Genomic DNA, 15,529 nt, shown 5'->3' on the forward strand with positions numbered 1-15,529 from the left:
CAGGGGGACCCACCCATGTCACAAGGCCCGAAGACAGCCGCCACCAACCTGAACGTACTGCTGCCCGTGGCGTACGCCCTGGCCGTCGTCGTCACCGCGACCCTCGCCTCCGGCAAGGTCACCACCGTCGTCGCCGTGGGCGGCGGAGTGCTGCTGGGCCTCTGGTTCGCCTTCGGCCGCCGCGCCGCCCGCGGCTGACGGACCCCTTCCACGGCGGAGCGGGCCCGGCGCTGACGCCGGCCGCTCCCCCCGCTCCCCAGAAGGCCCGGGCCGACGACCTGGGCCTTCCACACCGTACGGACCCGTCCGGCGGTCCGGCGCCGCCTCCGCACCCCCGTTGCCGGCACCTCGGTCACGCCGGGCCCGGTGCGGGGGTCACGTCACGCGTCGAATTCGCCGCGCCAGGCGAAGTCCAGGAGCGCCTCGGGGAGGTAGCCGGACTCGGTCTCGACCGCGATGCCGTTCGCCTTCGCCAGGCAGGCGATCGCCAGGGGGGCGAGGGCCACGACGCCCTGGATGTTCTGGGAGCGGTCCTCGTCCGCGGTCCAGTACTCCTTGTGCCAGCGGACCGCGTCGGCCAGGGCCTCGTTGAAGCCGGCGGCGTCGTTGCGCAGGTAGCGGTAGAGCATCATGATCGGCGGGTACCGGAGCTTGCCCATGGTCTCCGCGTCGACGACGCGTGCCTTCTCCGGCGCGCTCAGGTCCACGGCGCGGACCAGGTGCGTGCGCAGGTCGTCGCGGCGGAGCCAGAAGCTCTGGAGGGTCTCCACCCAGGCGTAGGTGTACTCGTCCAGCGCGCCGCCGAAGTCGCGCAGCAGCGACACCGGGATCCGGGCCAGCATGTCGAGGCGGGCCGCTTCGCGGCAGACGACCGCCAGGTAGAAGGCGTCGAGCCAGGTGTCCGCGTTGAGGTAGGTCTGCGGCCCGGTGGTGGCGAGGTGGCGCTCCTCCTGGCGGATCTTGCAGGTGACCGCCTCCCCGCCGGGTACGGCCGCGGCGAAGACGGCCGTGTGGACCTGCATGGCCAGCAGCCAGGACTCCCAGGTCTCCAGCATGACGGCGTCCGGGTCCCCGACGCAGCGCACCAGGGCGACGTTCAGCGACTCCGCGAGCGCGCCCGACCGGGACACGTGCGAGGTCTCGATCTCCTTCAGGGAATCGGACAGCGACACCTCCATGACGGGCACCACCGCCGCCATCGCGTCTTGCGGATAGTCCTGGCGCAGCACGATCACGGACGCCGTCTCCTTCGTCAGATCTTGAAGTGTTCGAGGACGGCCCCAGCGTACTGAGCGCCGCCGTCCTTGGCCTTCACCATGGCGTACTCCAAGTTTCCACCGTCCAGGGCGGTCTTGAGCTCCAGGGCGAGCTCCGCGTTGGTCCACACCCTGCCCCCGGCGTCGGTCACGTGGAGGGTCGGGCGCAGCTGCATCTCGGCGATGATCGTCCGGAGGTACGGTTCGGTGCCCTGCTTCACCATGAAGCCCTTGGCCGGCCCGACACCCTTGCGCCACATGAGGCCGGAGGAGGGCGCCTTGGCTTCGATGATCACCAGCTTGCCGTCCGGGGTGCGGTACATCTGGTCGAACATGTTGGCGCCGTTGGGCGTCTTCGGCAGCACCTGCTCCACGGCGCCGGGGAACCGTTCCGGTACGACGTGCAGGCGGGCCGCGTCCTCGCCCAGGCGTTCCGAGAAGGAGGTGTTGTTGGAGGTGTTCTCGCCCCACCGCGGGGTGATGCGCTCGTCGAAGCGCTTCTGTGCGTCCGCCAGCCTCTCCAGCGTCTCGGCGGTGGGAGACGCCTTGTGCAGGCGCTCGGCGTTGGCGAGATCCACCGAGGCCTTGCGGTCCCTGGCGACGTCGTCGAGGTCGTCGATCTTGGGAAGGGTCTCGCTGCGGCCCAGTTCGGCGCGGCCGAACCTGGTCTCGGAGGTGGCCGAGGGGAGGCTGTTCTTGGAGATCCAGGACCCGTCGCCGTCCTTCGCCAGGATCGGCAGCTCGACGTCGTCGATCTTGGTCTGGACGCTGAGGCGGTGCCCGTCCGACCGGTAGTACTGGTTGAACCAGGTCTTGTCGGGGTCGTTGGCCCGCTGTACGAACCCGTCCTGCTTGGCCTTGACCTGCTCGGGCGTCAGCTGCGAGCCGGGCGTCGGGTGCGCCGGCTGCCCGTCGTGGCCGCCCGCCGGGTTCGTTCCGTCGCCCGCGCGGGCCGCGTCGTCGCCGAGGCCCGGGATGTCGTCGAGCCCCGGAATGCCGTCGAAGCCGCCGGGTCCGTGGCCGCCCAGGGGGTTGTGCGCGCCGCCCGAGCCCGGTCCGTCGGGGTGGCCGCCGCCCGAGCCCGGTCCGTCCGGACGGGAGCCGCCCGGGCCCTGGGAGTCGGTGCCGTGGGTGGCGGGGGTGGCCGGGGAGTCGCCGTGGCCGCCGCGCGGGGGCTGGTTCAGGTCGTTGCGCGGTGTTCCCTCCGGGGCGTGGCCGCCCGGGGTGGCGGGGTCGCCCGCGCGGCCCGTGGGGGTGTGGTCGACGCCGTGGGCGCCGTTGTGGGCGGCGTTGTCCACCGTGTGCACCGGGGCCTGGGCGTCGCTGCCGAGGCGGATGACGTCGTCGCCGCCGCGGGCGCCGACGCCGGCCAGCACCGGGACCTCCCGGCGGACCGGCGCCTGCGTCCCGGGGGTGTGCGCGCCCGCCTCGGGCTTCGGGGAGGGCTCGGGCCTGGCCTCGTCGGCCCGCTGGTAGAGGCTGCCGTCCTCCTTGTAGAGGTTGCCCGCCTCGTCCGCGTACGTCGCGGGGCCGTCGAACGGCAGCTTCACCGTGCCCGGGGGCAGCGCGGCGGTGCCCTCGGGGAGCCTGATGGTGTCGTCGGAGACCTTGACGGCCCCCTCGGGTATCGGGGTGTCCTTGGGCAGCTGAATCGTTCCGTCGGGCAGCTCCACGGCGCCCTCGGGAAGGCTGAACGCGCCCTCGTCGATCCGCGGGACCTCGACCCTGCCCATGCCCTTCAGACCGGCCATCACGTCGCCGATCTTCGAGATGCCGGCGCCGGCGCCCTTGAACACGTACGTCATCGGATCGATCGCCCGACCCGCCTTGCCCGCCAGCGAGATCGCCTTCGCCGCGATCCCCGCCTTGCCCGCGCCCGCCGCCGCGCCGCCGGCGCCGCCGGTGAACACCGTCGTCAGCACGTTGAACGTGACCGCGCCCGCCGCGCGGGACGGGTTCGAACCCCACTGGTCCCAGGCGAGGAGCGCCTTGCCGGTCTCCTTCATCGCCGTCCGCGAATCGCGGATCCACGACGGCAGGTCCTTGTCGTCCGCCGCCCAGAACACCGCCGCCGCAGGCGTCGCGGTGATCACCAGGCCCGTCGCGAGCTTCCCCAGCCCCGTCCACGCCTGCCCGGCCGCGTCCCAGCCGTCGAAGCCGACCAGCGTCCCCAGGCCCTTGATCGTGCCCCAGACGCCGTCGACGATCAGACCCTTGCCGAAGTCCCAGGCGTGCTCCCACACCTGCCACGCCGGAACCGACTCCTCCACCGCGTCGCCCCACGGCAGGGACTTCGCGTGCTTGAGGGCCTCGGCGTCGTAGCCGTACATGCCCTCGGCGTTGGAGCCGTCGTTCACCTTCAGCGGCGCACCGCACACCAGCGCCACGATCTTGTCGTGCGCGGTCCGCTCCGCCGCCTGGAACCGCGTCCACACCTCGGCGATCTCGTTGCGGCGGTCGAGGTTCTCCTCGATGAGGTCCCCGTCCTCGATCCAGTCCTCGTCGTGCGAGACCTTCGACCGGAACGCCGCCGCGTCCGCCTTCAGCTCCTCCAGCTTCTTCACCAGGGGCCGGATCTCCTGCGCGTACGTGCCCAGGGCCCCCGCGATGGTGCACATGTCGCCGCTGAACGACAGCGTGATGTCCACGACCGGCTTCGTCACCGCGAAGAGCTGCTCCGCCTCGGGAGCCTGGTAGTACGCCGACATCCCGCCGAAGGTCGTGTGGACCGACGAGCCGGCGTTCGCCAGCGCGCCGCCGTCCGCCGACAGGGCCTTGACCTTCTCGTCCAGCACCGACAACTGGCCGGTGAAGACGGGCACGTTGGCGGGATCGACCGGTGCGTTGCTCACTTGGCGCCTCCCGCGGCGTCCTTCAGCTGGTCCAGGCGCACGCTCTTCGCCGCGTCCTGGGCCTCCTTGGCCGCTTCCAGGTCGCCCTGGACGTACTCGTTCGTCGCCTTGGCCGCGCCCAGGACCGCGGCCTGGATGCGGTTGACCATGGCCGTGAGGTCCGTCTGCCGCTTCTCCAGGTACTGGCTGAGCGCCGCGCCCACCGGGCCCGTGCTGCCCCGGTGCGACAGGGGCACCTGCCCCGTCGCCACCGGCCCCTGCATGGCGGGCGAGGGCACCTTGGCCGCCGAGCCGGGAATCGCCGTGCCGGCCGCGTACGCGGCCTCCGACATGTCCGACATCAGCTTGTTCAGCGCCTTCTCCAGATCACCCGCCCGCTCACCGGTGAGCTTGAGCTGGCTCTGCACACCCTGCGGCTTGATGTCCCACGACGTCATGGCTCCCCCGAAGCTCCGACAACCCGCTCAGCCGATGTTGTCGACCGCGGCCTTGGCCCGCGCCAGCGTCTGGTGCGCCGTCGCGTCGTTCTTCTCCAGCGTCGTCTTGAGCAGCCGGATGATGTTCTTCACCTCTTGCGAGGCGTTCTTCCACCGCAGTTCCTTGGCGTGGTAGTCGTCCGCCACGCCGTCCGCGGCGAAGTCCGACATCGCCGCGGTCACCTGCGCCTCGCGTGCCGCGATCACCTGCTCCAGCTGGCCGATGACCACCTGGATGTTGCCCTGTGCCTCGGTCGACGCACCCACGTCGTAGGACCGACGGTCCGTGTCACCGGCCATCACGCATCACACTCCCCGTGTGGTTGAAGGGTTTCGGAAGGCGGTCAGCGGCCGGAGAACCGGGCCGCGTCGAAGTTGCCCGCGCCCATCTGCGTGCGCGCGTTGTCGCCCTGCTCCTGGTCGCCGGTGCCGAAGGCCTGCTCCATGCCGGACTGGCCGCCCAGGATGGCCGACAGCGAGGCGTTCAGTTCCTTCGTGATCGCGTCCGAACGCAGCTTGAAGGAGTCGAACGCGACCTTGCCCTGGCCGTTGAACTTGCCCTCCAGGGGCTGCGCCGCGTTGATCAGCTGCTGGATCAGCGTCCCCAGGTCGGTACTCGAGTTCCGCGAACCCGACATCAGGCTCGTCAGCACCTGCGTCCCCATGTCGAACTTCATTCCACTCCCCCGCACGCTCGAACGATCGTAAGTATGTTCATTTCTATCAACTCTCATCGCTAGTGCAACCAGCAACCGCACGGCTGTGACAAAGACCTGACAAACTCTCGGCCCCCTCACTCGCCCTTCAGATGGCGCACCAACCGCTCGAAGTCGCTCCACCCCGACAGGTCCGAGGGATCCCCCGGGAACGGGTAGTAGAGCGCCGGGCGGGTCTTCGGTCCCAGTGTGACCGGCCCCACCGACAACGGGGTGCGCCGGGCGCGGTCGCCCGGCATCGCCCGGACCTCCTCGCTGCCCAGGACGAAGGCCAGCGGCACCCCCGGCCCCTCGAACCGGGCCGGTACCGCCAGGTCACGGCGGGCTTTGCGGAGCTGTACGAGCATGGAGCGCAGGGGGTGGCGGGTGGCGAGCACCTCCGCGAGCCGCGGCAGCGCGTCCACCGGCGGCTCCTCGTCGGCCCCGTAGCCGAACGCGAGCGTGACGTCCTCCTCCACGCCCGCCTTGGTACGGGTCACCCGGACCCCGGCGAGGCCCGGCCGCTCCGGGCTCCCGACGACCACGAACCAGCTCGGCTCGGGCGAGCGCGCGTGGGCGACGTCGGTCAACCGGGCGGGCGACCACGGCAGGTTGGCGGGCTCGGCGGTCGACCAGCCGGCCGGCGCCGCACCGGTGAGCTCGCGCCAGACCGTCTCCAGGGCCCCGCCGAGCACCAGCCGGTCGTCGGCGGGGTGCAGCGTGCGGAAGGAGACGGCCAGTTGGCGTTCGCCCGGGCCGCGGAACCGCTCCGGCGCGACCTCCCGGAACGCCGCCGCGACCGGGGTGCGCGGGTCGTCCGCGGTCGCCTCCGGGTGCACGACGGTGGAGAACATGCCCTCCTGCCAGCGCAGCACGGCGCCCGTGCGGCCGTCGTAGTAGCCGTCCCGTTCGTCCTGCACGACCCAGCGCGAGGGCCAGCCGGGCAGGGCGTCGCGCACGGCCGGGGTGAGGGTGCTGCCCGCCGGGCTGACGATCTGCAGTCCGCGCCCGGAGGCGGCGGCGGCCCGGAAGGCGTCCGAGAGCCAGGCCGTCATCGCGACGGCGGGCCGGTCGGTGATGACGACGGCGACCTTGTCGGTGAGCACGTCCACGGCCGGTTGCGCGGCGGCCGGCGCGGGGGCGACGCCCACCCCCTCGGACGGGACCACGGCCACGGAGAGCGCGGCCCGCGGCGGCCAGGCCGTGCCGCCGTTCAGCGCGGCGACCCGGGCCGCGAAGGTGCCCGCGAGCCGCTCGGCCTCCGCGACGCCGGTGGTGGCGCGGGCCTCGGTCCACCAGAACGGCACCGGCGGCTCCACGGCCCCGAACAGCCGCGCGGCCTCGCCGGGCACCTGGACGAGCACCGGCGCCTCGACGGCCACCAGCGGCCGGCCCCGCGCGTCGCAGAGCTGGACGACGGCCCCCTCGCCCGTGGTGTCCACCAGCTTGTCCGGACCGCCGGAGAGCAGCCCCGCGAGCACGCTCCAGGCGTCGGGCATCCGCGGGGTGAGGGCGATGACGTCCTTGGTCATGGGGTCGTACGGTCCTTACTGGCCGGCGGTTTCATCAGGCGGGCGTGTAGACGGTCTGGATCAGGCGGTTGCCCTGCCCCCGGCGGACGAGCACACCGCGTCCGGCGGGCTGCTGGGCGGCGTACACGCCGGGGAGGAGCTGGCCCTCGCTCCGGTCGCCCGCCATCACCACGGCCGAGGCACCCGATTCGCGCAGCGCCTGCACCAGCGGCTCGTACATGCCGCGCGAGGCGCCGGCGACGCGCCGCGTCAGCACGAAGTGCAGGCCGATGTCGGCCGCCGACGGGACGTACGGCAGGAAGGGGGCGAGCGGCGACTGCCCGGCGGTGGTGAGGACGTCGTAGTCGTCCACGAGGACCACGATCCGCGGGCCGCCGCCCCAGCTGCCGGGTTCCAGGTCGTCCAGGGGTGCGCCGTCGTCGGGCATCCGGCGTTCCAGCTCGGTGGCGATGCCCGCGGCCAGGCCCGCGCACATCCGCGTGTTGTACGCGTAGCCCCCGTTGAACTCCTCGGGGACCGCGCCGCGCAGGGAGCGGCGCGGGTCCATGACGGCGAAGACCAGCTCGTCCTCGCCGTAGCGCTCGACGAGTCCGGCCGCGATGGTCTTCAGCAGGTTGGTCTTGCCGCACTCGCTGTCCCCCAGGACCAGCAGGTGCTGGTCGTGCGCGAAGAGGTCGAGCAGGACGGGCGCCAGCGCCGTCTGGTCGAGGCCGATCGGCACCCGGCGGGGTTCGGCGGCGGGTCCCGGCAGCAGGTGCGGCTCCAGGACGTGCGGCAGCACCCGTACCGGCTGGGCGGCCTCTCCGCTCCAGGTGGCGCGGATCTGGCGGGCCGTGCGCTCCAGTACGGCGCCCAGCTCGGCCTGGTCGGCGAGGCCGTCCGTGCGGGGCAGCGCCACCTGCGCGAACAGCTTGCCGTCGGTGAGGACCCGGCCGGGCTCGTCGGGCGAGAGGGTCTGGGCGAGCTTGCGCTCGATGCTGGACTCGCCGGGGTCGTTGAGGCGCAGCTCGACCCGGGTGCCGAAGTTCGACTGGGTCGCGATGCGCACGTCGTTCCAGCGGAGCATGCCCGCGACGACGTGGATGCCGTAGCCGCCGCCGCGCTTGAGGATGTCCGCGACGGCGTCGTCGAGCGGCTCGAAGTCGTCGCGCAGTGCTCCGAAGCCGTCGATGACCAGGACGATCTCGGCGGAGGCCAGCTGCGGCAGCCGGCCGGCCGCGTGCAGGGCGCGCAGCTGCTCGACGGAGTCGATGCCGTGGTCGCGGAAGAGGTCCTCGCGGGTGGCGAGCATGGTGCGCACCTCTTCGACGGTGCGGGCCGCGCGCTCGCGGTCGGCGCGGCCCGCGATGCCGCCGACGTGCGGCAGCCCGGACAGGGCCTGCAGCCCGCCCCCGACCAGGTCGAGGCCGTAGACGCCGACCTCGCGCGGGGTGTGGGTCAGCGCGAGGGACAGGACGAGGGTGCGCAGCAGGGTGGTCTTGCCGGACTGCGGCCCGCCGATGACGGCCGCGTGGCCGCCCGCGACGGTCAGGTCGAGGTACCACTCTCCCTGCCACTGCTTCGTGGGGTCGTCGAGCAGGCCGAGCGGCACGCTGAGCCGGCCCCTGCGCCTGGCGAGCTGCATCCCGCGCGGGCCCGCGTCCAGCGGGCCGGCGACCGTGTCCAGCGCGACGGCGGTGGGCAGCGGTGGCAGCCAGATCCGGCGCACGGGTGGGGCGGCGTGCTCCAGCTGCCCGACGACGACGCCCAGCTCGGTGGGGCCGGTCTCGCGGCGCCGGGCGGACGGCTCCCGCGGTCCCTGGTTCTCCGGGCCGGCGAGGGTGTTGAACGCCTCGTACTCCAGGGCGAGGGGACCGGTGTCCTCCTCCTCGGTCCGCCGGACGGGCCCGCGGTAGCCGCCGGACACGTAGCTCGCCTTGAAGCGCTCGTAGTGGGTGGTGTCGACCTTGAGGTAGCCGAAGCCGGGCAGCGGGGGGAGGTGGAAGGCGTCGGTGGTGTCCAGGACCGTGCGGGACTCGTCGGCGGAGAAGGTGCGCAGGCCGAGCCGGTAGGAGAGGTAGGTGTCCAGGCCCCTGAGCTTGCCGCCCTCGATGCGCTGGCTGGAGAGCAGCAGGTGCACGCCGATGGAGCGGCCGATCCGGCCGATGGACAGGAACAGGTCGATGAAGTCGGGCTTGGCGGTAAGCAGTTCGCCGAACTCGTCGATGACGACGAACAGGTGCGGCAGCGGTTCGAGGTCGGGCCGCCGGTCGGCGCGCAGCGCGGCGTAGTCGCCGATGTCGGCGACGTTGCCCGCGTCCTTGAGGACCTGCTGGCGGCGCTTGACCTCGCCGGCGAGGGAGGCGTGGACGCGTTCGACGAGGCCGGCCTGGTTCTCCAGGTTGGTGATGACCCCGGCGACGTGCGGCAGGTCCGCGAACGGGGCGAAGGTCGCGCCGCCCTTGTAGTCGACCAGGACGAGCGCGAGGTCCTCCGGCGGGTGCGTGGCGGCCAGGGCGAGGACCAGGGTGCGCAGCAGTTCGGACTTGCCGGAGCCGGTGGCGCCGACGCACAGCCCGTGCGGGCCCATGCCCAGTTCGGAGGACTCCTTGAGGTCGAGCAGGACCGGCTCGCGGGAGTCGCTGACGCCGATGGGCACGCGCAGGAAGGCGCGGTCGCCGCGCGGCGCCCAGAGGCGGTCGAGGTCGAGGCGGGCCACGTCGTCGATGCCGAGCAGGTCGGCGAAGTCGACGGGGCCCGAGAGCGGGGCGTCGATCAGGGACTCGGCGGACAGCCGCAGCGGCGCGAGCATCCGGGCGAGCCCTTCGGCGAAGGGGATGCCGGCCTCGTCGACGGTGCCCCGGGCGCTGATCGGCTCCTGCTCGCGCAGGTCCTCGATGAGGACCCGGTCCCCCTCGACGGTGATCCGCACGCCGACGTGGCCGGGCTCCTGGATCCGCCGGTCGAGCAGGTGCAGGACGGTGACGCCCATCTCGCGCAGGCCGACGGCCTCGTCCGGGCGCGGCAGCTCGACGGCGTCCTCGCCGTGTCCGTCGGCGACGACGAGCAGCCGGGAGGTCATCGACAGCGCGTCCTTGCCGGACAGTCCGCGGCGGACCTCGGCGGCGTAGGAGGCGCGGCGGCGCAGTTCGGGGCCGAGCCGGCGGGCGAGCTGCGCCGTCGAGGGGGCGATGCGGCGGGCGGCGACGGGGCCGTCGAGCTGCTCGGTGTCGAGCAGGTGCGGCAGCCACTTGGCCCATTCCCAGTCGTCGAGCCGGTCGCCGGGCACGGCCAGGGCGAGGGCCACGTCGTCGGGGGCGTGGGCGGCGGCGGTCTGCACCATCAGGGCCCGGGCGACGCGCAGGCAGTCCTCGCGGGGGCCGATGACGGTGACGTTGCCGACGCGGTCGAGGGGGACGGTGAGGGGGAGTTCGGTGCCGTTGCGGAACCGGGTGGTCAGGGCCGAGGCCTCGTTGAGCATGAAGAGGTCGGGCGGGGTGAGGACGGTGGAGCCCTGCTCCGCGATCCGCAGGTCGCGCACGGGCATCTCCCCGGTCCCGACGCGCACGCGCAGGAAGTCGGCGTCGACCCGGCGCCGCTCCCACAGCCGGGCGGGGTCGCGCACGATGTCGTAGAGCGCGTGGGGCGGCGGGTTGAGCACGTCGGCACGCTCGCCGCGGGCGCGTTCCTCGGCGGCGAGCTCCTCGCGGAGGTCCTCCAGGTAGGCGAGGTAGGCCTCGCGCTGGGTCCGGCGGGTGCGCTGGGCCTTGCCGCGCTGGGAGAAGACGAGCCCGACGGAACCGACGACGGTGACGACGAGGATGAGGGCGCCGAGGGCGGCGAACTGGCTGTTGCGCACGACCGTCATCATCACGACGGACGACATGACACCGGCCACGGGCAGCAGCGACATGGCGATGTTGCCCGCCTTGCCCTCGGGCAGGTTGGGCGGTGCCTCTATGACGCGCGCCTCGGAGGCGGCGGGCGGGCGGACCGTCCGGGCCGGGCGGTGGATCAGTCGGGTGGTCATCTTCGTCGTCCGTCGTCGTCCGTCAGTGGCGCTTCTGGGAAAGCCGGAACGCGTCCGCCGCGATGCGGGTGGCGGCCGTCCTGGTCGCCCGGGCGAGCAGGTCGGTGCGGATCGGACCGCCGTCGGCGAGGTGGCGGTCGTACGGCAGGACGTGGACGCTCGTCCCGGTGGACCGCAGCGTGCGCACCGCCTCGCCGGTGTCGATGCCCGAGTGCGGGGCCTGCTCGGTGAGGACCACGACGGTGCCGCCGATCACGTGCGGGGGCAGGCCCCGCATCCACTGGAGCACCGCGTGCGTGCTGGCGATGCCGTCGAGGGTCGCGGGGGTGGTCAGGACGCAGGCCTGGGAGGCGGTCAGCGCGACGCGGGCCACCTCGGCGGGGAGCGTCTCGCAGTCGACGACCGTGACGCCGAAGTAGCGGCGCAGGGCGACCATCGCGCGTTCGTACGCGCGGAAGTCCAGCATGGCGCCGATCTGGCCCTGGCTGCCGGGCAGCAGCCAGGCGTTGTCGCGGAGCTGGACGAGGTAGCCGGTGACGTCGAGCAGCGACATCTGCGGCTGGACGATGTCGGCGACGTCCCCGGTGGTCCAGCGCAGGGACTCGGCGCCGAGCCGGATGGGCAGCGATCCGAGGGCGGGGTCGGCCTCGACGAAGAGGACCGGGTCCTGGCGGTAGTGGGCGTACGTGGTGCCCAGCAGGGCCGCGACGGTGGACTTGCCCGCGCCGCCGCGGATGGAGGTGACGGCGATCTGGCGGCCGGTGGTCACCGGCTGCTGGAGCGCCTCGGCGATGCGGGAGAGGTCGGCGACCTCGCGGGCCACCGACGAGGAAACGATTCGCCAGACCGCCCGGGCGGCCCGCGCCGCCAGGGGTTCGCCGCTGCGGGGCTTGCGGCTCGCGCCGGCGAGGCTCGGATCGACCGCGGGCCGGGAGTCGGGGGTGCGGGGGGCGCGGGCCCCGGCGGCGGCATGGCCGGGTCCCGGGGCGCGGCTCTGCGGCTGCCGGGGGGCGGGCGCGGCCTCGGGATGCGCGGCCTCGGGATGCGGGGCCGCGGGATGCGGGGCCGCGGGGTGCGAGGGGGCGGGATGCGGGGCGGGGTGCGTGGGGTCCGGGCCGGGGGCCACGGGCGGGGTGCCGCCCCGACCGGCGGGTCCGGGTACGGGTACAGGTCCGGGTACGGGTACGGGTCCCGACGCGGGCCCCGACGCGCCCGGGCCGGCGGGCTGCGGGCCGGCGCCCCTCAGGTCCCGCAGGACGTCGCCCTGCCAGTTGTCCGCGTTCGACATGTGCCCCTGCCCTCTTCTTCCGACCTGCTGCACCGCGCGGAGCGCCCCCGCGTGGAGCGCCCGCGCCTGGACCTCAGAATTTGTCGAGCAACTGCCCGTAGATGCCGAACACCCCGACGGCCAGCGGGAACAGCCCCACCACCCCGACGGACTCGACGAAGTCGGCCGTCCTGCGCAGCCGTACCTGTACGTGGTCCGGCGGCTGCATCGCGAGCCCGAGCAGCGGCAGCAGCGCGGCCGCGCACAGGACGGCGAGGGCTCCCGCGCCGCCGCCGTGTCCGAGCCACAGCACCACCAGGCGTACGAGGAGCAGCCCGGCCGCGGCGATCAGCGCGACGACCTCCGCGAGCAGCGGGAACGCCCGCGCCCTCGACAGCAGCACCACGGCGACGAGCGCCGGCAGCACCACGGTCCACGCGCTCGGTTCGCCGGCCAGCGTGAGCAGCCAGCCGGCCGCCGCGGCGGAACCGGCCGTCGCGATCGTGGCGAGGGCGAGGCCCCGGTGCGTGGCGGCGAGCGCGTTGCCCACCTGGTGGCGGCTCACGGAGGTACCGCCGGAGCGCCGGTCGTCGAGCGCCGTCAGCCCCGACCCCATCAGCGCGAGGCGGGGCAGCAGGCCGAGCAGGACGACGGAGAACACGGCCATGACCGCACCGAGCCGGGCCGGGTCGCCTTGGACGGCGGCGGCCGCCTCCCACACCGCGGTGATCGTGGCCACGGCGGCGGCGCCCATGAATCCGCCGCGGCCGAGCGGCGAGAACCAGCCGAGCATGAGCAGGGTGAGGACGACCGCGGCCGCGACCGCGGCCAGTCGGGCGGTCCACGCCCACTGGTGGGCGTCGGCGGCCGTCCACGCCGTGAGGACGCCGAGTCCTCCGGAGGCGAGCAGGAGGGCCGTGGCCAGGCCGCGGTTCCCCACGCCGACGCGGGCGCCGACGGCGCCGGCGGCGAGCAGGAGGACGGTGACGGCCAGCAGCGCGCCGGCCAGGGCGTCGAGTGCGAACTCGCGGCGGGCGAGCAGGGCGGCGGTCACCGCGAAGGCGACGGTCGCGACGCCCGCACTGCCCCGGCGGGCGGCGGGACGCCAGCGCCAGGCCCGGAGGTCGAGGTCGTCGGCCACCAGGTCGACGACGTCGTGGACGACGGGGGCGGGCGGCGCGGAGTGGGTCCTGACCAGCCGCAGGACCGCGCCGTCGGCTATCCCGGCGCCGGCCAGCGTGCTGTCCTGCGGCAGCGCCGAACCGTCCGGCGTCACCAGCTGACGGGTCATGGGGCGTGCGGCGGCCCGGTCGTCGAGCAGCTGCAGGACGTCCGGGAGCAGCTGACCGATGGGCGTGTCCGAGGGCAGGACCACGTCGGCGCGGCGTCGCTCGCCGACCAGGGTCACCCGGGACAGTTGCGCTCGGGACGTCTTCGCTGTGCTCACCACGTGCGGGAACCTATCATCGCGGCGTTGCGGCCCTTCGGCGTCGAGGTCTCTGTGAACGGGGCGGTCCGGGCGGCCCGGTGTCCTACGGCGGCGGTGACGTGGGGGCCTTGGACGGGCGGGGCGACTTCGACGCGGCGGCCGGCCCGGCCGGGGCGCCGGCCTTCGGGTGCGCCGCGGACGGCGACCCCGACGCGTGCCCGGACGCGTGCCCGGACGGCGCCCCGGAGGCCTTCTTCGACGGGGCGGACGCCTGCGGGGAGGCCGGGTCCGGAGTCGCCGACGCCGACGACTGCGCGTACGGCTGCACGAGTCCCTGCTGCTGCGTCTTCTGCTGCTGCTGTTCGGCCTTCTGCTTCGCCAACGTGGCCTGGATGAAGGACCATCCGACGCATCCCGCGCACAGGACGGCCGCGATGGCCAGGCCCGCGAACACCTTCCCGAGCCGTTCGTCCGCGGTGCGCCGGGCCCGCCCCGCCCCGAAGAGCAGCGCGTCGCGGATCCTGCGACGGCGTACCGCCACCGACTCCAGCAGCTGACTGTCGTAGTCCCGTGCCATGTGCCGTCCGTCGCCTCCCCCGCCGTTTCGCCACTGCAACATAGAACATCTGTCGGGTCGCGGCACACCCCGAGGGCTCCGCGCGTCAGGTTGCAGGTCACGCCGGGGAGGTGCCGGCCCGGCCGGTATACGCCGCGACGGCCGCCCCGGACCTCCCGCCGCGCTGACACCTGCCCGGACTCCGCGCCGGAAGCCGAGCCGTACGCGGGTCGGCCCGGCTCCGGGTGGACGTCGGAGCGGCGGGCGTCCCGCCCGTCCGACGGGACCCTCACCGGCTGCGTACGGTCGGCCGGCCGCGGAGGCGGATCAGAGCCAGCCCCTGTGGGCGGCTTTGATCCCCGCCTCGAAGCGGCTGCTGGCGCCCAGCCGTTCCATGATCGAGGACATGTGACGCCCGACGGTGCGCGAGGAGGAGCCCAGTCGCTGGCCCACCGCCTCGTCGGTGAGACCGGTGCCGAGGAGGCGCAGGATCTCGCGTTCCGTGGCCGTGATGCTGGTCCGGTGATCCTCCGGGCGGGTGGCTCCGAGCGGTACCGCGGTGGTCCATGCCTGGTCGAAGAGGTCGAGGAGCGCCGCGATGATGCCGGGTTCGGCGACATGCAGGGCGCCCTGACGGGTGTCGGCGGGGTCGATCGGGACCAGGGCCTGGACGCGGTCGACGACGACCATGCGCTGGGGAATCGTCGGTGCGGTTCGTACCTCGCCGCCCTGGCTGAGCAGCCAGTGGGCGTAGGTGGCGATGTGGGGCTGGTTGCGGGTGGAGTCCTGGTAGAGCGTGCGCATCGCGATCCCGCGGGCGAGGGCCGCGGCGTCGGCGGGCCGGCTGGCGGCCAGGTCTTCGGCACGCTGGATGCCGGGCTGACTGCTGAGGACCTCGACGGTGGCCGCGCGGCCCATGAGTTCGAGACGGCCGTGTATGGCATCGATGCCGCGGAGGCGCTCCCCGTGGTGCGCCTGCTGCTCGGCCCGCTCCGCGACCATGCGGGTCACGACCGCGCGGGAGGCGGCGAGACGGGCCTGGCGGGCTGCGAGTTCGGCCTCCTGCCGGGCGAGGATGTCCGCGAGCCCGACCTCGGGACTCACCGCGCGCATGCGGCCCGGCCGCTCGGCGGAGGCCCGTACGAGGGTGTGCCGGCTCAGTTCGTCGAGGTGCTCGTGCACCCGTGTCGGCGCCAGTCCACAGTGTGCGGCGATGTCCCCGACGCCGTATTCCGGATGGTCCAACATCACCTGATACACCGACATCGCGGCACGGGTCAGTCCCAGTACTTCGAGCATTCGGATCCCCCCAGATCACCGGCCGTATCTCGCTAGGCCGTTGGCTCCCATCCAAACAGGACCGCACCGAACGGATCAAGAACCGTCCCGGACATCACACGACGGCAGACCAGATCCCGTACCTGGCAGGTACATGACATGTCGTCCGGATCGCGACA

11 protein-coding genes and 1 pseudogene are annotated in these 15,529 nt (G+C 73.6%); 1 reads left to right on the forward strand and 11 read right to left on the reverse strand.

The genetic code is table 11. The features are described from left to right. The first annotated feature begins 15 nt into the window (after positions 1 to 15). Positions 16 to 198: a hypothetical protein gene (locus CP968_RS15990; RefSeq protein WP_150518660.1), complete on the forward strand. Its 183-nt coding sequence runs from the start codon at positions 16 to 18 to the stop codon at positions 196 to 198. A 182-nt stretch (positions 199 to 380) separates the two neighbouring features. Here the strand turns inward: CP968_RS15990 and CP968_RS15995 are convergent, their stop codons facing one another. The 11 genes and pseudogenes from CP968_RS15995 to CP968_RS16045 form a co-directional block, all read right to left on the reverse strand. Then, on the reverse strand, positions 381 to 1,235 hold the full coding sequence (locus CP968_RS15995; protein ID WP_229886771.1) for an immunity 49 family protein: 855 nt from the start codon (positions 1,233 to 1,235) through the stop codon (positions 381 to 383). A gap of 17 nt (positions 1,236 to 1,252) precedes the next feature. Then, a complete protein-coding gene (locus CP968_RS16000; protein WP_150518661.1) occupies positions 1,253 to 4,108 on the reverse strand; it encodes a hypothetical protein in 2,856 nt (951 codons plus the stop codon). After that, positions 4,105 to 4,545, reverse strand: coding sequence for a DUF6507 family protein (locus CP968_RS16005; protein ID WP_150518662.1), 441 nt, complete (start codon positions 4,543 to 4,545; stop codon positions 4,105 to 4,107). Before CP968_RS16005 ends, CP968_RS16000 begins: the two co-directional genes overlap by 4 nt. A 27-nt stretch (positions 4,546 to 4,572) precedes the next feature. Then, complete coding sequence (locus tag CP968_RS16010) at positions 4,573 to 4,884, reverse strand: pore-forming ESAT-6 family protein (protein WP_150518663.1); 312 nt, start codon at positions 4,882 to 4,884, stop codon at positions 4,573 to 4,575. Positions 4,885 to 4,928: 44 nt separating this feature from the next. Further along, positions 4,929 to 5,261: a hypothetical protein gene (locus CP968_RS16015; protein ID WP_150518664.1), complete on the reverse strand. Its 333-nt coding sequence runs from the start codon at positions 5,259 to 5,261 to the stop codon at positions 4,929 to 4,931. Between the two features lie 116 nt (positions 5,262 to 5,377). After that, positions 5,378 to 6,811, reverse strand: a complete 1,434-nt coding sequence (locus CP968_RS16020; protein WP_150518665.1) for a DUF6177 family protein — start codon at positions 6,809 to 6,811, stop codon at positions 5,378 to 5,380. Positions 6,812 to 6,845: 34 nt separating this feature from the next. Next, positions 6,846 to 10,820 carry a type VII secretion protein EccCa gene (eccCa, locus tag CP968_RS16025; protein WP_150518666.1) on the reverse strand — a complete coding sequence of 1,325 codons (3,975 nt, stop codon included), beginning with the start codon at positions 10,818 to 10,820 and terminating at the stop codon, positions 6,846 to 6,848. 22 nt (positions 10,821 to 10,842) lie between these two features. Then, positions 10,843 to 12,108 (reverse strand): CpaE/TadZ family protein, encoded by a 1,266-nt coding sequence (locus CP968_RS16030; RefSeq protein ID WP_150518667.1) that lies wholly within the window; start codon positions 12,106 to 12,108, stop codon positions 10,843 to 10,845. 73 nt (positions 12,109 to 12,181) lie between these two features. Then, positions 12,182 to 13,537 carry a type VII secretion integral membrane protein EccD gene (eccD, locus tag CP968_RS16035; protein WP_150518668.1) on the reverse strand — a complete coding sequence of 452 codons (1,356 nt, stop codon included), beginning with the start codon at positions 13,535 to 13,537 and terminating at the stop codon, positions 12,182 to 12,184. A gap of 283 nt (positions 13,538 to 13,820) precedes the next feature. Next, a pseudogene (locus CP968_RS16040) lies at positions 13,821 to 14,093 on the reverse strand (hypothetical protein); the annotation flags it as partial. A gap of 306 nt (positions 14,094 to 14,399) precedes the next feature. Further along, positions 14,400 to 15,371, reverse strand: coding sequence for a helix-turn-helix transcriptional regulator (locus tag CP968_RS16045; protein ID WP_150518669.1), 972 nt, complete (start codon positions 15,369 to 15,371; stop codon positions 14,400 to 14,402). Positions 15,372 to 15,529 lie beyond the last annotated feature (158 nt).

The organism is Streptomyces subrutilus, from assembly GCF_008704535.1.
GTDB classification, from domain to species: Bacteria; Actinomycetota; Actinomycetes; order Streptomycetales; family Streptomycetaceae; genus Streptomyces; species Streptomyces subrutilus.